Here is a 15,144-nt window from a genome sequence, read left to right as displayed (position 1 = left end):
ATCTCCCCCGAAACGCTCAGACTGGCTGTCGACGTATGGCATTGGACCGGACAGCACGAATGGCAGCCCAGAGACCGAGCAGGATCATCGGCAGCGACAGCACCATGCCCATGGTCAGCCAGTCGGTACCGAGGAGATAGCCGAGCTGCGCATCCGGTTCGCGGAAGAACTCGACGAAGATGCGCGACAGGGCATATCCAGTGACGAAAATGCCGCTGGTCAGGCCCGGCTGCTTCAGGGTCAGCAGCCAATGGGTGATGACAAACAGCACCAGGAACAGCACGATGCCTTCGAGCCCCGCCTCATAAAGCTGGCTCGGATGACGGCTGAGCGGTCCGCCTGTCGGAAACACGATAGCCCACGGCACCGTCGACACGCGACCCCAGAGCTCGCCGTTGACGAAATTGGCGATGCGTCCGCAGAACAGCCCGATTGGCACGACGGTGGCGATGACGTCGAACAGGCTCCACATCGGAATGCCATTGCGGCGGGAGAACAGGATCATCGCAACGGTCGAGCCTATAAGGCCGCCGTGGAACGACATTCCCCCGTTCCAGATTTCGAATGCGCGCAGCGGATTTTCGCTGACAGCCTGCATGTCGTAGAACAACACGTAGCCGATGCGTCCGCCGAGCACGATGCCGAGTGCGATCCAGACAACGAAATCATCGAGATGGGCAACGGTCATCGGCGCCTTGCCATCGCGCCACAGGCGTTCGTTGGTGACCAGCCGCCTTGCGTAGCCCCAGCCCAGCAGGATGCCGATGACATAGGCAAGTCCGTACCAGTGTATCGCCAGCGGACCTATGGAGAAGGCCACCGGATCGATGTCCGGAAAAGGGATCAGTGCCATAAGAAGGGCGGGTGTCTGCAAGGTTATCCATCCAGTGATGCGCGCGAAAGATGCTGCCGAAACGAGGCATGATGATGTCGATTAAACCGAACCATGACAATTGCAAGCGCCACGCTGAGTTGCCCACGGCTTAAACCGCTTGCAACGGGACTTCCGAAATCCTAACTCAACACTATCTTGGAGGAGAGAACCCTTCACCGGGCCATTGGCCGCAAAGGAGAGCAGCATGACCACAGGACCGAACCGCATCATGGATGAATTCGCCAAGCTGATGACCGATGCCGCTGGCGCCGCGCAGGGCGTCCGCCGCGAAATCGAAACCGCGTTCAATGCCCAGGCCGAACGCTGGCTCAACAGCATGGACATCGTCAAGCGCGAGGAGTTCGAAGCCGTGCGCGAAATGGCGGTCAAGGCGCGCGACGAAAACGAGGCGCTCAAGGCCCGCATCGAAGCGCTCGAGGCAAAGTTTTCCGCCAAGGGCAAATGATTTCAGCCCAGAGGCCGGTTCGACGGGCATGGCGTATCTCCGCCATGCCCGTTTTGTTACTATTTGAACGAATTTTTTAAGACCTGTGGACATGTACAAAAAACTCAATTGCCAGAGTCATTTATGACTCGCTTCTGAATCGATCTCGCAACACCTTTCCACAGGTGGATCGGGGAATTGCAATTTGAGGGGATGGCGCCGGCCGACAGCGCCTATACACTGATTTTAAATGATGATTCGGAACGGCCTTGGTAAGCTCCGGGCATGGTGGTCACGATATACTGGCCCCGTTCAACATCATCCCAGTGGTTGTGCCGGAGTTACTGTCTGCAGGTAGTGTGTTGAAGCACAAGCAGCTGCATCCACTCCGGTTGAAAAGGTGCTGTATGAGCCTGATGGAAATTGAACTTGAGCGCCAGTCCAACCCGGTCGACATGATCGAGTTCGTCGCTGCCAATAACGACTGGTCCTTCGAGAGGTCGGGCGAAGACGAGATCGCAATGACCGTGGCCGGCCACTGGGCCGATTATCACGTGTCGTTTTCATGGATGGAAGAGTGCGAGGCTCTGCACATTGCCTGCGCGTTCGACATCAAGGTCGCCGAAACCCGCGTCAACGAAGTCATCCGTCTGCTCTCCTGCATCAACGGCCAGGTGATGATGGGGCATTTCGACCTGTGGCGCCAGGAAGACGTGGTGATCTTCCGCCAGTCGCTGCTGCTCGCCGGCGGTGCCGAGCCTACCAACCGCCAGGTCGAGGTGTTGCTTTCCAACGGTCTTGAAACCTGCGAAGCCTATTACCAGGCCTTCCAGTTCGTCGTCTGGTCCGGCATGGAGGCCAAGAGCGCGATGGAAGCTGTGTTGTTCGAAACTGTCGGTGAGTGCTGATATGACGCCTGCCGCCGCTCCCTCGCGTCCGATCGTTCTGGTCGGTGCTGGCAATATGGGCGGCGCGCTGCTGACGGGCTGGCTGAAGAGCGGTGTTGCCGGTTGTTCGGTGATCGTCGTCGATCCGGGTCCGGCAGCCCCGATGCTGACAATGATTGCGGAAGCCGGAGCCCGGCATGTTACCAGTTTGCCCGAGGGCATCGAGGCCGGCGTGCTTTTTCTGGCGCTGAAGCCGCAGGTGATGGAGGCGGTCCTGCCGTCGCTGCGCCATGCCGTGGGCACTGAGACAGTCGTCGTCTCGGTCGCGGCCGGCAAGACGCTGGCTTTCCTTGAGACCCATCTCGGCAAGGCAGCCATGGTCCGCGCCATGCCGAACACGCCGGCCATGGTCGGTCGTGGCGTCACCGGCGCCTATGCCAACGAGGCGACAGACGAGCGCCGTCGGCAGATCGTCCAGAACCTCTTGAAAGTCTCCGGCCCGGTCGAATGGGTGCCCGAAGAAGCCGATATCGATGCCGTCACGGCTGTTTCCGGCAGCGGACCGGCCTATGTCTTCTATCTCGTGGAATGCATGGCGGAGGCAGGTCGCAAGCTCGGCCTGCAGGCGGACCTCGCCATGCGTCTCGCACGGGAAACCGTCGCGGGAGCTGGCGAACTTCTTCACCAGCTCCCCGACGATGCTTCGAGGCTGCGCCAGAACGTCACTTCGCCGGGCGGCACCACCGCAGCGGCCCTCGCCGTGCTGATGGCAGAGGACGGCATGCAGCCGTTGTTCGACGAGGCGATTGCCGCTGCCCGCCTGCGCGCGCAGGAACTGGCTGGCTGACACAACGGAGCTCCCCATGACCGAAGAGATCACCTATGGCGATTTCGAGAAGGTAGACATCCGCGTCGGCACGATCGTCGAGGCGGAGGATTTTCCGCAAGCACGCAAGCCGGCCTTCAAGCTGAAAATCGATTTCGGCTCGGAGATCGGCATCAAGAAATCCTCGGCACAGATCACCGTCCATTACACGCTTGAAACGTTGATCGGTCGCCAGGTGCTCGGCGTCGTCAATTTCCCGCCCCGCCAGATCGGGCCATTCCGCTCGGAAGTGCTCACTCTCGGTTTCGAGGATGAGGCAGGCGCCATCGTGCTTGCCGCTGTCGAGCGTGGCACGCCGAACGGGCGCCGGATGATGTGAACGGCATTGCCGCTCAGTGGATATCCCGCGACACCGGGTCGGTGACGCTGAAGTCGAAGAATTCCGCTTCGAAGCCGGCGCGCTGCGGTGAGCAGAAGGCCGGGCCGACCATCAACTCTGTGATCGCCGGGTCGAAATAGGCGAGCCTTGCCATGTGCCAGTCGGTCACTGCGTCCGTGCGGTACTGGATGAACAGAGCGTCGCCGTTGCGGGTCACTCGTACCGACAAGGCATCGAAGTCCTGATCCAGCCTGAAAGCCGACCAGTCGGAATGCCCGTTGGTGACGACGACGCTGAAGTGCTTGGCACCATCGGTAAATTCTATTCCGCATTTGACCCAGTGCGTCGCGTCGTGGCGGATCATCAAGCCCGCCTGGTCATAGAGATGTTCGTAACGGCCCGAAAAGCTGATGCTGGCGGTGAAATCGCCGTGGCGCGGCTGGTGCAGGAAGTGGCCGTCGTCGCGGTGGAAACCGTAATAGGTGCCCTGCCAGAAGTCGGTTTTTTCGCCGGAGCGGACGAATAGCCGCCCGCCGCGCATTTCCGATAAAGGCGGCTCATTCAGCCAGGTCATGGCTGTAAGATCAAGCGTCATAGGGCCTCCTCAGGCAGGAATACGGACGGTGGCTCTCAGGCCGCCCAGCGGGCTGTCCCCGAGTGTGATGTTGCCGCCATGGCTGCGGGCGATGTCGAGTGCTATCGACAAACCGAGGCCCGTGCCGGAATTGTCCAGATTGCGTGCGGCATCGAGCCTGAAGAACGGCTTGAAGACGTCCTCGCGGTTGGCCGCTGGAATGCCGGGGCCGTCGTCGTCGAAAACGACCGTCAGCCAGCGCGCGCTGTGCTTGGCGTCTATCCGCAGGGTATTGGCGTAGCGCCGGGCATTTGAGGCAAGGTTGGTCACCAGCCGGTTGAAGGCGTTGGGGCGCACGGAGACGACGTTGTCGCCTTCGATCTCATAGGCGAACGACTTGCCATGCAGGCTGAAATCGACCTCCAGGCGGTCGAAAAGATCGGTCAGCTTCAAGTTTCCGACGTCTTCTTCCGCTTCGCCGCGGGCAAAGGCCATGTAGCCCTCAAGCATGCTCTGCATGTCCTCGACGTCTTCGTTGAGGCCTGCGAGGTCCGGATTGTCGCCGGCCAGCGCCAGTTGCAGCTTGAAGCGGGTGAGCACCGTGCGCAGGTCGTGGCTGACACCGCTCAGCATGGCCGTGCGCTGCTCGATCTGGCGCTCGATGCGCTCGCGCATCAGGATGAAGGCGAGGCCGGCCCTGCGGACTTCGTCGGCGCCGCGTGGCAGAAAGGCTTCCATCTTCTGGCCCTTGCCGAAGCTCTCGGCAGCCCGGGCCAGCGCCTCGATCGGCCTGATCTGGCCGCGCAGGAACAGAACTGCGATGACGATCAGCACCAGCGAGGTGCCGACCATCCAGAAGATGAAGATCTGGGTATTCGAGGCGTAGGTCTGGCTGCGGCGGGCAAAGACCCGCAGGACCTTGTCCTTCAGCTTGATGCGGATTTCAACGACACCGGAATCGCCGACCGTATCGATCCAGAAGGGCAGGTTGATCTGCTCGTGGATTTCCTCGCTGAGGATATCGTCGAGGATGGAAAAGAACGGTTTCGAAAGCGGCCTCGGCAGCTCGCTGTTCGCCTCGACAGAGATGCTGAGCCCGAGTTTGTCGCGGGCGATGCGGGTGACTTCGGTGTAGTCGGCATCCTGGGGATAGGTCTGGATGATGTCGATGATGCTGGCGATATCGCGGGTTGTCGCCATCGACAACCGCTGCGTCACCATCTGCCAGTAGCGCTCCATGAACACGGCAGCGACGACAGCCTGCAGCAGGATCATCGGGATGATGATGATCAGCAGCGAGCGCGTATAGAGACCGGTCGGCAGGCGGCGGCGCAGCCAGCGGTTCGCCGATTTGACGCGGGACGTCGGCACGTGCTCGTGGTTGCGCCTGATCGTGTCGAATGCTGCCATCGTTACGGGTCCTGCCGGCTCTGTCCGCTTCAGTTTAGTCGATGCTGAGACGGTAGCCTATACCGCGCACCGTCTGAAGCCAGACGGGGTTTGCAGGATCGTCCTCGATCTTGCGGCGCAGCCTGTTGATCTGGACGTCGATGGTGCGCTCGCCGACATCGGCATCGTCGCCGATCAATTCATGGCGCGGAATGGTTTCGCCGGCTTTCCTTGCAAACAGCAGCATGATGTCCTGCTCGCGATCGGTCAGGCGTATGACCTCGGAGGCGCGCTTCAATTCCTTGCGCGACAGCGAGAAGGTATAGGGGCCGAACATCACCTGTTCGATCTTCGGTGCATCGGCCGGCGAGTTTCGTTTCAAGATATTGGTGATGCGCAAGACGAGTTCGCGCGGGTCGAAGGGCTTGGAGAGGTAGTCGTCGGCGCCTGCCTCCAGGCCAGCAATGCGGGAATCGGATTCGGCGAGAGCCGTCAGCATGATGATCGGGATATTCTTGATCTCGCGCAGCGCCGCGGTGAGCGAGATACCGGATTCGCCGGGCATCATGACGTCCATGATGATCAGGTCGAAATCCAGACCCTCGAGCTTGCGCCGGGCCTCTGCGCCTTCGGCGGCAACAGTCACGCGAAAGCCTTTCTCCATCAGGTAGCGGTTGAGAAGAACCCGGATGCGGGTGTCGTCGTCCACCACCAGAAGGTGCGCGGCATCGTCCGAAATGGGCATTTTTGTCGTCATTCAATCCGTCTCGTTTTTCTGTCGATCCTGCATCCCCCGCAGGAAGGCCTTGACGCTGTCTCGCGCCGGAGCCGAACTTCCTTCGAATGCCTTTTCAATACGGCGCGATTGCGGCTCGGCCAGTGCCAGTGCCAGGTCGCGCCCTGTCCTGGTTGGATAAAGCCTGCGCTGTCGCCGGTCTTCGTCGCCGGCAACCTGATGAATATATCCCGAATCGATCAACTGTTTGAGCACCCGAGCCAAACTCTGCTTGGTGATCTTGAGAGTTTCCAGAAGGTCCGCAACGGTCATGCCCGGTTCACGGTTAACGAAATGCACCACGCGGTGGTGAGCCCGGCCAAAGCCGCCGATGGCCAGAATTGCGTCCGGATCCGAGACGAAATCGCGATAGGCGAAGAAGAGAAGCTCAATGATCTCGAAATCGATGCCGCCGGTATCCTGGAGCGGCGTCGACAGCAGGTCCGATTTCTCGTTCTCGTTCGTCTGGCGTGGCACCTTGGCAGATCCTTCCTCTTTTGGGACAGGGATAACCTAGCGCACAGCGGCGGCGGTGTCGTTCACGGAATGAACGTCATCGAGGGTTTGCAGGGTTTTAGCCCGGCTGCCCACCTGTCGGCGGAGGAGAGGATAGGACAGAGCATTCTTTTCTATCGTCTCTGGGCTGCCCCGGCCGGCATTTGACGTTATATCGATCCTTATCGTCACTCAACGCGCGAGGCGTCCATGGGCATGCTCCAGGCCGGCATCATTCCGGTAACTCCCTTCCAGCAGAACTGCACCATCCTGTTCGATCCCGACACCAAGGAGGGGGTACTGGTCGATCCCGGCGGCGATGTCGACGTGATCCTGCAGACCGTCAAGGAAAACGGCATCACGCTGAAGGAGATCTGGCTGACCCACGGTCATATCGACCACGCAGGCGGTGCCAAGGAGGTCAAGGAGGCGCTGGGGCTGGAGATTATCGGGCCCCACGAGGACGACCTGCCACTGCTTGGGATGATCGAGGATCGCGGTCGTGCCTTCAATATCGAGGGTGTCCAGAACGTCACGCCAGACCGCTTCCTCAAGGACGGCGATACCGTCTCCTTTGGCGAGCACGAGTTCCAGGTGTTCCATACGCCCGGCCATTCGCCCGGCCACGTCATATATTTCAACAAGGTGCAGAATTTCGCACATGTCGGCGACGTGCTATTTCACGGCTCGATCGGGCGTACGGATCTCCCGGGTGGCAATCACCAGCAGCTGCTGGACTCCATTCGCGACAAGGTGCTGCCGCTTGGCGATGCCGTCGGCTTCATTTGCGGCCATGGCCCGGGTGGGCAGATCGGCGAGGAGCGCCGCAGCAATCCCTACCTGCGGGGTCTGTGATCTCGGCATAAAAAAAGCGCCGCCGAAGGGCGACGCTTTTGTAGGATGGCGGATGATTGCTCAGCCGGCGGTGCAGAAGTGACGTGCACCGTCGTAGCCGACATAGGTGCCGGTGCGGCCGTCAAAAGTGGCATACCGATCATAGCAATACCGCGACCACTGAGGCGACCACGGACGCAGCCCGCCAGCATAATAGGCCGGTGGCGGGGGTGGCGGTGCGTAGTATGCGCGCCGCGGGTAATAGTAGCGCGGCGGTGGCGGCGGCGCGTAGCCGTCGTCATAGTAATAACCGGGCTCGACATAGCGTGGCTGACTGGCGATAGCCGAGCCGACAATCAAGCCGGTGGCGAGGCCCGCAGCGCCGAAGCCCCAGCCGTTGCCGTGATGATGCCAGCGATCGTCGGCAGCAGCCGGTGTCAAGGACGCCACCGTCAACGCGACAGCTGCGGCCGACAAGAGAATGGTCTTTCCGAGAGTCTTCATGGTCCTGTCCTTGCAGAGAAACTTGAACGATTGTTTCGTATGCTTCGATTGTGCCAATCTAGCGGCAGCAAGGTGAACCCAGACTGAATATTAACGGCTCTCTCCGCCTAAGTTTTGTTTAAAGACGGAGACCATTTTTAGGCGGAAACCTGCAGGTTGACGGCCTTCGGTCCCTTGCCGCGACGATCCGGCTCTGTATCGAAGCTGACCTTCTGGTTTTCGGTCAGTCCATCCAGGCCGGAGGCCTGTACGGCAGAGATATGCACGAAGATATCCGCGCCGCCGTTGTCAGGCTTGATAAAGCCGAAGCCCTTGTCGATGTTGAAAAACTTCACGATGCCAGTCTCGGCCATGCCCTATGTCCCTCTCTCTCTGCCCGCCATGCCTGCGGACAGCACCAGTGTCTCAACCCCTTGCGGGAGTTTTCAGGCGGTTCTCGAATTTGATGGAATTGTCCCGTCTCTCAGCCTTGCCCAAAGACGACCTGTAAACATCGCTCTTGGACGAGGCGGACCGGAATATTTGCGTTCCCGGTGCGCAATTCTTTTTAGGACTTTCCAAGCTCGTAAAACGCCTGAACGGGTCAAGTGTGCTGTCTTTGTTCGCCTTTGGCAAGGGAAACTTTAAAGCGTCGGAAGCGCCTTGATCCTAGGATATGCGCGGGGTGCGTTGCCGTGGTGACAATTTTCCTCAACGCAGCCACGCATAGCTTTTTTGCATCGTCGATGACGAATTCCGCGCGCAAATTTTCTCACGAATTCAGCCGGTGCGTTCCCGTCGCCGGAGAACCTCGGGGACGATCTCGACGACGAGCATGGCGGCAAACATCAGGGCGCAGCCGACGTAGCCGATCGGCGAGATGGTTTCCCCCAGGAGAAGCGCTCCGAGCGAGGCGCCAAACAGCGCTTCCGACGATAGGAAGATCGCTGCCTGCGACGACGTCGTATAGCGCTGGCCGATGACCTGCAGGGCGAAGGCGAGCCCCGACGAAAAAACGCCGACATAGAGGATTTCACCGAGCGTGGCGCGTATGATGTCCAAGCTGATCGGCTCCAGCGCTGCAGCGATGACAAGCCCCGCCACGGCGCTGACGGCGAATTGTACGGCAGACAGCATCAGCGGCCGGCCGCTCTCGGTCACGGCGGTGCCGGCGAGTGTGATCTGGATGGCCCAGAAAATGGCGCAGGCGACCGTCAGCAGATCGCCGACCGTCAGCCGCGAAAGCGAGCCGCCCGAAAGCAGGAAGATGCCCAGCAGCGCCATCAGGGCGCCCGGCCAGACGATCCAGTGCGGCGGGCGCCGCAGAATGCCGACGGCGATCAGCGGCACGAAGACGACGTAGAGGCCTGTGATGAAGCTGGAATTGGTGACGCTGGTCGTCAGGAGCCCGATCTGCTGTGTCGCCGCACCGCCGAATAGCGCAAGACCGATCAGGATAAATGCGCGCCAGTGTTTCGGGCTGATGGGGGTGGTGGCACGGCGGTTTTCGAACCAGGCAAAGGGAAGGATGACGACTGCGGCCACGGCAAAGCGCAGGCCGATGAACCAGAGCGGCCCGATGGCCTGCATCGCCGTCGACTGGGCGACGAAGCCGCCGCCCCAGATCGCGGCTGCGAGCAATAGAAGAAGATTCGCCTGAACGCGCGTCATGTCATGCAACTGGAACTTATGGGGAGGGCAGACTAGGCGCGAGTGCACCCTGATGGAATGCTGCGTGTTAGCAGCTGCCTTTCAGGCAGGCAAGGTCAGGTTGGGCGGCTGCAGGGCTCAGTCGACGGCGCGGGAAATCCGTATGAGCGCGCCGTCCGTTGCATCGGTTGTGAGAAGTACTGCGCCGTCGGGGGCGACGATGACATCCCGCAGCCGTCCGAACGCGCCGGTGAACATCCTCTCGCGCTCGACTATTTTTCCGGAGGCATCCTTTTCCAGCCGCGAAAGCAGCTTGAATTTCAGCGCGGCCACCAGGAAGTCGCCGTTCCATTCGGGGAACATCTTGCCGCGATAGACGGCAAGTCCGCCAGGCGCGATCGAAGGATCCCAGTAAAACAGCGGCTGCTGCATGCCCTCCTTTTCAGTGCCGACGCCGATCTTTTCGCCGGAGTAGTCACGGCCGTAGGTGATGACAGGCCAGCCGTAATTCTTGCCGGCCTCGGGGTGGTTGATCTCATCGCCACCCTTTGCGCCGTGCTCGACGCTGTACAGCGTTCCGTCGGCGCTGTCGAAGGTGAGCCCTTCCGGGTTGCGGTGACCCTTGGACCAGATTTCGGGCAGCGCCTTTGGATTCTTCCTGAACGGATTGTCGGCCGGTATGCTGCCGTCGGCATTGATGTGGATAATGGAGCCGGCGTCATCCTCGAAATCCTGGGCGCGATCCATCTCGCCACGATCGCCAAGACCGACGAACAGGCTGCCATCGGCCGCTATGGCGATGCGAGCGCCGAATTGCAGCCCGCCGCCACTGAGGCGGTTCATCAGGAACAGGCGCTTGACGTCCGTCAACTGCTTTTCGTCCGGGGAGAGACGTGCGCTGTAGACAGCGGTGCCGGTTCCGCCGGGCCCGGCAATGGTGGCGGTAAAATACAGGGTGCGGCTGGTGGCAAATTGCGGATCGAGGGCGATGTCGAGCAGCCCGCCCTGACCGTTTGCCGCGATCTTCGGCAGGCCGGAGATCGGTGCCTCGATCGTGCCGTTGCGGACGATCCTGAGCGCGCCCGGCCGTTCGGTCACGATATAGGCCCCATCGGGGAGAACTTCGACTGCCCAGGGATGGTCCAATCCGCTGGCAATCGTTTCGACCTGGACGCGGACCTTGTCCGTCTTGATGACCTCCATGTCGTCGGCGGCCGCCAGAGGTCCGGCAGACAGCAGTGCTGCCGATAGCATCGCGACGCGCATTCTGGTTGACAGGGTCATCGGTTTCTCCCGGGATTGATAGCCAGTGATCTGGAGGCGGTGAGGGCAGGTTCAAGCCATCGCCGCCGCGTCTCACGCCATCGTGTGATAGGCCGCGCGCGCGAGTTACACAAATAACGTCCCGGTGACGCCTTTCTGCTTGAAACGCGGCTGTACATTCGACATAGACCTTACCGCAGAAAACTGGTCCCACAGCGTTTCTGTTGTCTCAACCGAATAGGACCGATCATCATGGCCTTTCTTGCCGACGCTCTTTCCCGTGTGAAGCCTTCCGCCACCATCGCCGTTTCCCAGAAAGCGCGCGAGCTGAAAGCCAAGGGACGCGATGTGATCGGGCTCGGCGCCGGCGAACCGGACTTCGACACGCCGGACAACATCAAGCAGGCCGCCATCGACGCGATCAATCGCGGCGAGACGAAGTACACGCCTGTCTCCGGCATCCCTGAACTGCGCAAGGCGATTGCCGCGAAGTTCAAGCGCGAGAACGGCCTCGACTACAGCTGGGAGCAGACAATCGTCGGCACTGGTGGAAAGCAGATTCTTTTCAATGCTTTCATGGCAACGATGAACGCGGGCGATGAAGTCATCATCCCGGCACCTTACTGGGTATCCTACCCGGAGATGGTGGCTCTGTGCGGCGGTACGCCCGTCTTCGTGGCGGCGACCCAGGAAAACAATTTCAAGCTGACGGCAGCCGATCTCGAAAAGGCGATCACGCCGAAGACGAAATGGTTCCTGTTCAACTCGCCGTCCAACCCGACGGGCGCTGCCTACAGCCACGCCGAGTTGAAGGCGCTGACGGACGTGCTGGTCCGGCATCCGCATGTCTGGGTCCTCACCGACGACATGTACGAGCACCTGACTTTCGGCGATTTCAAATTCGTCACTCCGGTGGAGGTCGAGCCTTCGCTCTATGAGCGGACGCTGACGATGAACGGTGTCTCCAAGGCCTATGCGATGACCGGTTGGCGTATCGGCTACGCTGCCGGCCCGCTGTCGCTTATCAAGGCCATGGACATGATCCAGGGCCAGCAGACATCTGGTGCTTCGTCGATTGCCCAGTGGGCGGCTGTCGAGGCGCTCAACGGTCCGCAGGATTTCATTGCCGCCAACAAGAAGATCTTCGAGGGCCGCCGTGATCTGGTCGTCGGCATGCTCAACCAGGCGAAGGGCATTTCCTGCCCGGTTCCAGAAGGCGCTTTCTACGTCTATCCGTCCTGCGCCGGCCTGATCGGCAAGACTGCGCCCTCGGGTAAGGTCATCGCCAACGACGAGGATTTCGTGACGGAGTTGCTTGAGTCCGAAGGCGTCGCCGTCGTCCACGGTTCGGCCTTCGGCCTCGGCCCGAACTTCCGCATCTCCTACGCGACATCTGAAGATCTGCTCGAGGAAGCCTGCCGCCGCATCCAGCGCTTCTGCGGCGCCTGCAAGTAAGGATTGGATAAACCGAGGTTTGGAAGGCCCGTCAGCAATGGCGGGCCTTTTTCTTACCCATCCGCCTCGGCGTCGTCATTCTCGGGCTTGACCCGAGGATCCAAATGCAAGCCGGGTATCCAACCTGCCATCCCGCATGAACTCGCTGCCGGCGTGATTCCGCCCGCGCACCTATCGCCTTGATATCGCAGTCAAAGCCCTAACCCGGTCAGCATCACGAAGGTGGCGAAGAGGATGAAATGGGTCATGCCTTCGATGGCGTTTGTCTCGCCGTCGTTGAGATTGATGGCGGCGGCGACGAGAGTGATGACGACCATCACGGTTTGAACCGGGGACATCGCCATGATGAAGGGCTGGCCGGTGTAGAGGGCGATGCCTTCCATGACGGGTACGGTCAGGATCACTGTCGAAAGCGATGCGCCCATGGCGATGTTGACGGTCGCCTGCATGCGGTTGCGCAGCGCTGCGCGGAGGGCTGTGAGAATTTCGGGGGCGGCGGAGATTGCCGCGACGACGACAGCGGCGACGGCCGGTGGCGCACCGGTATCTTTCAGGCCGACGCTCATGAAGGCCGACATGAATTCCGCCAGCACCCCGATGATGACGACACCGACCAGGATTGTGACGATCGATGCGGTGGTCGAATCTTCCGTCTCCTCGGCCTCGTGCGTGCTGCGCTTCTTCTCTGTGCGTGGATAGCTGTAGCTGAAGAAATAGCTGTGCTGGCCGACCTGCATGCGCAGGAAGAGCGCGTAGAGCGCGATCATCGCAAAAATCGTGAAGGCGGAATAGTAATGCCATTTGTCATGCGGCACGAATTCCGGGACGATCATCGATATGCCGATGGCCGTGAGTATCATCACGCCGTAGGTCTTGCCGGAATCGTCATTGTACGACTGCTCGCCATGCTTCAGCCCGCCCAGCAGGGCGGCCAGTCCGAGAATGCCGTTGATGTCGAGCATGACTGCGGAATAGATGGTGTCGCGCACCAGCGTCGGGGAGGGCTCGCCGGTCATCAGGATAGCGAGGATGATGACTTCGACGGCAACGGCGGCCAGTGTCAGGATCATCGTGCCATAGGGATCGCCGACCTTTGTCGCCAGGACTTCGGCATGGTGGGCGACGCGCATCGAGGCGATGACAATGGTAGCGATCAAGACGACCGCGCCAATCACAGCTGCCATCTGGCCCATCTCGAGCACGGCATGCTCGAGGAAATACGCGGCGACAGCCACTGCAACGGCGACCAGCAACAGCCGCTCTTCTTTCAGAATAGTCGATATCGTCAACGGCCCCGGCCCCTTTGTCGGGCCCCCGGCCCCTTTTGTGTTTCGTCCTATCTAAAGCAATGAGGCGCTACATCAAGCGTCGGTGGCCGCTCAAGTTGAAGTTGAGGGCATTTGGTGGGATAGTGCCAACAGGCTTGGGAGGGCCTTGTCTGCGTGCTCGATTTATCGGGAAGGCAGACGGTATGGGCAGGAAACGGGAGACATGGATATGGTCAAGGTCACCTACGAAGTCGTTCCTCATGATGGCGGTTGGGCCTACAAGTTTCTGGACGTCTACTCGGAGACATTTCCGACGCATTCCGATGCGCTGCAGGCGGCGCGCATCGTAGCGGCGGAACAGCAGGTGGGCGGCGAGCCGGCCGAGATCAGCTATCAGGATGCCAAGGGCAAGTGGCACGAGGAATATACCGACGGCGGCGACCGGCCGGAAACCGAGGTCGTCGATAGCAGCTGGACGAAGAGCGGCAAGGGCCCATCCCCGGACGCTTGAGCGAAATGACGGCCCGCCGCGATGGTGGGCTCACGTCGAGCTCCTGCGGTCATCCATCCGTTTTTCCCCGACATAGGCCAGCAATCCCGAAACAAGCGCATCGAAGGTGACGCGGCATCGCGGCGATCCCTTCAGGTTTTCATGCATTGCGACCCAGGTTCCAAGCGGCAGGCTTACCTCCGGCAGCAGGTGAACGAGGTCCGGATTGGCGTTTCCCAGTGGAGACTGGCAGAGGCCGATGCCGACGCCGGCCCGGATGGCGGCAATCTGCGCCAGCGTGCTGTCGGCTCTAAACGAGAAACGCTGGGGATCGAGAATAGGGTAGCGGCGTATCATCGAGCGGATATAGGCGCTCTGGCGGTCGAAGCCGATCAGCCTGTGTTCGGCCAACTCCTCGAGAGTGGTGGGTACCCCATGGCGTTCGAGGTATTGGCGATGGGCGAAGAACGCCATCGGGATATCGCCGATGCGCCGGACGACCAGGGCCGCCTGCGACGGCTCGGCCATCCGCACGGCAATGTCGGCCTGTCGGTGCAGCAGGTCCTCCACCGTGTCGGAGGCCGACAGCTCTATCGTCAGGTCGGGATGTGCCTCCTGCAGGTCCGCAAGGATCGGCGGCAGCACTTCGACGCCGATGACTTCGCTGGCGCTGATGCGGACCGTGCCCGACACGCGGTCGCGCCGCGCGGAGGCGCTTCGCAGCAAGGCGGCTGCAGTCGACTGTAGCGCCTCGGCATAGGGTCTCAAGTCGGCGGCGGCATCCGTCGGCAGCAGGCCGAGCTGCGAGCGGGTGAACAACTCGGCGCCGATCGTTTGCTCCAGCGTGTCGATATGACGTCCGATGGTCGGCTGCGTCAGTCCGAGCTCGCGCGCTGCCGCCGACAGCGATCCCTGCTGCAGTACGGCGAGGAAGCTGCGATAGAGGTCCCAGCTGGGTTCGTTCCTGTTCATGCATATTCGTATAGCATGTCCACACATTTCGGCAATTTCGTTTATGTGGTCCTAGGCGCATTGTCTCCTCATCGAACCAATGGAG

Annotated in this window: 18 protein-coding genes; 7 read left to right on the top strand and 11 right to left on the bottom strand. The window is 60.8% G+C overall.

Annotation, left to right across the window (positions count from 1 at the left end; translation table 11 throughout):
* Positions 1 to 16 precede the first annotated feature (16 nt).
* Positions 17 to 874, bottom strand: a complete 858-nt coding sequence (gene lgt, locus PR017_RS10020; RefSeq protein ID WP_161959390.1) for a prolipoprotein diacylglyceryl transferase — start codon at positions 872 to 874, stop codon at positions 17 to 19.
* Positions 875 to 1,079: 205 nt separating this feature from the next.
* Here lgt and PR017_RS10015 point away from each other — a divergent pair, with 205 nt between their 5' ends.
* The 4 genes from PR017_RS10015 to PR017_RS10000 all read left to right on the top strand — a co-directional run bounded on the left by PR017_RS10015 (position 1,080) and on the right by PR017_RS10000 (position 3,411).
* Complete coding sequence (locus PR017_RS10015) at positions 1,080 to 1,340, top strand: accessory factor UbiK family protein (protein ID WP_111222712.1); 261 nt, start codon at positions 1,080 to 1,082, stop codon at positions 1,338 to 1,340.
* 386 nt (positions 1,341 to 1,726) lie between these two features.
* Positions 1,727 to 2,227, top strand: coding sequence for a type III secretion system chaperone family protein (locus tag PR017_RS10010; protein ID WP_111222713.1), 501 nt, complete (start codon positions 1,727 to 1,729; stop codon positions 2,225 to 2,227).
* A gap of 1 nt (position 2,228) precedes the next feature.
* A complete protein-coding gene (gene proC / locus PR017_RS10005) occupies positions 2,229 to 3,053 on the top strand; it encodes a pyrroline-5-carboxylate reductase (protein WP_111222714.1) in 825 nt (274 codons plus the stop codon).
* A gap of 16 nt (positions 3,054 to 3,069) precedes the next feature.
* A complete protein-coding gene (locus PR017_RS10000; protein ID WP_111222715.1) occupies positions 3,070 to 3,411 on the top strand; it encodes a tRNA-binding protein in 342 nt (113 codons plus the stop codon).
* 13 nt (positions 3,412 to 3,424) lie between these two features.
* Here the strand turns inward: PR017_RS10000 and PR017_RS09995 are convergent, their stop codons facing one another.
* Genes PR017_RS09995 through PR017_RS09980 form a run of 4 tightly spaced genes read right to left on the bottom strand, consistent with a single transcriptional unit; the run spans position 3,425 to position 6,626 of the window.
* Entirely contained in the window at positions 3,425 to 4,006 is a 582-nt protein-coding gene (locus PR017_RS09995; protein WP_111222716.1) for a DUF1349 domain-containing protein, read from the bottom strand.
* A gap of 9 nt (positions 4,007 to 4,015) precedes the next feature.
* The gene (locus PR017_RS09990; protein WP_111222717.1) at positions 4,016 to 5,395 is read right to left on the bottom strand and encodes an ATP-binding protein; all 1,380 of its coding nucleotides are present in this window, start codon (positions 5,393 to 5,395) and stop codon (positions 4,016 to 4,018) included.
* 34 nt (positions 5,396 to 5,429) lie between these two features.
* Positions 5,430 to 6,131, bottom strand: coding sequence for a response regulator (locus PR017_RS09985; RefSeq protein WP_111222718.1), 702 nt, complete (start codon positions 6,129 to 6,131; stop codon positions 5,430 to 5,432).
* On the bottom strand, positions 6,132 to 6,626 hold the full coding sequence (locus tag PR017_RS09980; protein ID WP_111222719.1) for a MarR family winged helix-turn-helix transcriptional regulator: 495 nt from the start codon (positions 6,624 to 6,626) through the stop codon (positions 6,132 to 6,134).
* Positions 6,627 to 6,860: 234 nt separating this feature from the next.
* On the opposite strand from PR017_RS09980, the gene PR017_RS09975 reads away from it, so the two are divergent.
* The gene (locus tag PR017_RS09975; protein ID WP_111223005.1) at positions 6,861 to 7,499 is read left to right on the top strand and encodes an MBL fold metallo-hydrolase; all 639 of its coding nucleotides are present in this window, start codon (positions 6,861 to 6,863) and stop codon (positions 7,497 to 7,499) included.
* A gap of 60 nt (positions 7,500 to 7,559) precedes the next feature.
* Here PR017_RS09975 and PR017_RS09970 read toward each other — a convergent pair whose 3' ends face one another.
* The 4 genes from PR017_RS09970 to PR017_RS09955 all read right to left on the bottom strand — a co-directional run bounded on the left by PR017_RS09970 (position 7,560) and on the right by PR017_RS09955 (position 10,895).
* Positions 7,560 to 7,982: a BA14K family protein gene (locus PR017_RS09970; protein ID WP_111222720.1), complete on the bottom strand. Its 423-nt coding sequence runs from the start codon at positions 7,980 to 7,982 to the stop codon at positions 7,560 to 7,562.
* Positions 7,983 to 8,119: 137 nt separating this feature from the next.
* The gene (locus PR017_RS09965) at positions 8,120 to 8,335 is read right to left on the bottom strand and encodes a cold-shock protein (protein ID WP_111222721.1); all 216 of its coding nucleotides are present in this window, start codon (positions 8,333 to 8,335) and stop codon (positions 8,120 to 8,122) included.
* Between the two features lie 406 nt (positions 8,336 to 8,741).
* A complete protein-coding gene (locus tag PR017_RS09960) occupies positions 8,742 to 9,632 on the bottom strand; it encodes a DMT family transporter (RefSeq protein ID WP_111222722.1) in 891 nt (296 codons plus the stop codon).
* Positions 9,633 to 9,749: 117 nt separating this feature from the next.
* Complete coding sequence (locus tag PR017_RS09955) at positions 9,750 to 10,895, bottom strand: PQQ-dependent sugar dehydrogenase (RefSeq protein ID WP_240539154.1); 1,146 nt, start codon at positions 10,893 to 10,895, stop codon at positions 9,750 to 9,752.
* A gap of 231 nt (positions 10,896 to 11,126) precedes the next feature.
* On the opposite strand from PR017_RS09955, the gene PR017_RS09950 reads away from it, so the two are divergent.
* Positions 11,127 to 12,329: a pyridoxal phosphate-dependent aminotransferase gene (locus PR017_RS09950; RefSeq protein WP_111222724.1), complete on the top strand. Its 1,203-nt coding sequence runs from the start codon at positions 11,127 to 11,129 to the stop codon at positions 12,327 to 12,329.
* A 191-nt stretch (positions 12,330 to 12,520) separates the two neighbouring features.
* On the opposite strand, the gene PR017_RS09945 is transcribed toward PR017_RS09950, so the two are convergent.
* Positions 12,521 to 13,522, bottom strand: coding sequence for a calcium:cation antiporter (locus PR017_RS09945; RefSeq protein ID WP_425070026.1), 1,002 nt, complete (start codon positions 13,520 to 13,522; stop codon positions 12,521 to 12,523).
* A gap of 304 nt (positions 13,523 to 13,826) precedes the next feature.
* On the opposite strand from PR017_RS09945, the gene PR017_RS09940 reads away from it, so the two are divergent.
* The gene (locus PR017_RS09940; RefSeq protein WP_111223006.1) at positions 13,827 to 14,108 is read left to right on the top strand and encodes a DUF2188 domain-containing protein; all 282 of its coding nucleotides are present in this window, start codon (positions 13,827 to 13,829) and stop codon (positions 14,106 to 14,108) included.
* Positions 14,109 to 14,138: 30 nt separating this feature from the next.
* Here the strand turns inward: PR017_RS09940 and PR017_RS09935 are convergent, their stop codons facing one another.
* A complete protein-coding gene (locus PR017_RS09935; protein ID WP_111222726.1) occupies positions 14,139 to 15,059 on the bottom strand; it encodes a LysR family transcriptional regulator in 921 nt (306 codons plus the stop codon).
* Positions 15,060 to 15,144: the final 85 nt, after the last annotated feature.

The sequence above is a fragment of the Rhizobium tumorigenes genome (genome assembly GCF_003240565.2).
Classification (GTDB): domain Bacteria; phylum Pseudomonadota; class Alphaproteobacteria; order Rhizobiales; family Rhizobiaceae; genus Rhizobium; species Rhizobium tumorigenes.
The sequence above is the reverse complement of the archived record's forward strand: the minus strand, read 5'-3'. Positions and strand labels throughout refer to the sequence as shown.

Coding starts and splice junctions, on each gene's coding strand:
- PR017_RS09975 (WP_111223005.1), top strand. CDS start 6,861: ATGCTCCAGGCCGGCATCATTCCGGTAACTCCCTTCCAGCAGAACTGC.
- PR017_RS09950 (WP_111222724.1), top strand. CDS start 11,127: ATGGCCTTTCTTGCCGACGCTCTTTCCCGTGTGAAGCCTTCCGCCACC.
- PR017_RS09995 (WP_111222716.1), bottom strand. CDS start 4,006: ATGACGCTTGATCTTACAGCCATGACCTGGCTGAATGAGCCGCCTTTA.
- PR017_RS09985 (WP_111222718.1), bottom strand. CDS start 6,131: ATGACGACAAAAATGCCCATTTCGGACGATGCCGCGCACCTTCTGGTG.
- PR017_RS10010 (WP_111222713.1), top strand. CDS start 1,727: ATGAGCCTGATGGAAATTGAACTTGAGCGCCAGTCCAACCCGGTCGAC.
- PR017_RS09935 (WP_111222726.1), bottom strand. CDS start 15,059: ATGAACAGGAACGAACCCAGCTGGGACCTCTATCGCAGCTTCCTCGCC.
- PR017_RS09990 (WP_111222717.1), bottom strand. CDS start 5,395: ATGGCAGCATTCGACACGATCAGGCGCAACCACGAGCACGTGCCGACG.
- PR017_RS09940 (WP_111223006.1), top strand. CDS start 13,827: ATGGTCAAGGTCACCTACGAAGTCGTTCCTCATGATGGCGGTTGGGCC.
- proC (WP_111222714.1), top strand. CDS start 2,229: ATGACGCCTGCCGCCGCTCCCTCGCGTCCGATCGTTCTGGTCGGTGCT.
- PR017_RS10015 (WP_111222712.1), top strand. CDS start 1,080: ATGACCACAGGACCGAACCGCATCATGGATGAATTCGCCAAGCTGATG.
- PR017_RS09945 (WP_425070026.1), bottom strand. CDS start 13,522: ATGGGCCAGATGGCAGCTGTGATTGGCGCGGTCGTCTTGATCGCTACC.
- PR017_RS09960 (WP_111222722.1), bottom strand. CDS start 9,632: ATGACGCGCGTTCAGGCGAATCTTCTTCTATTGCTCGCAGCCGCGATC.
- PR017_RS09955 (WP_240539154.1), bottom strand. CDS start 10,895: ATGACCCTGTCAACCAGAATGCGCGTCGCGATGCTATCGGCAGCACTG.
- PR017_RS09965 (WP_111222721.1), bottom strand. CDS start 8,335: ATGGCCGAGACTGGCATCGTGAAGTTTTTCAACATCGACAAGGGCTTC.
- PR017_RS09970 (WP_111222720.1), bottom strand. CDS start 7,982: ATGAAGACTCTCGGAAAGACCATTCTCTTGTCGGCCGCAGCTGTCGCG.
- PR017_RS10000 (WP_111222715.1), top strand. CDS start 3,070: ATGACCGAAGAGATCACCTATGGCGATTTCGAGAAGGTAGACATCCGC.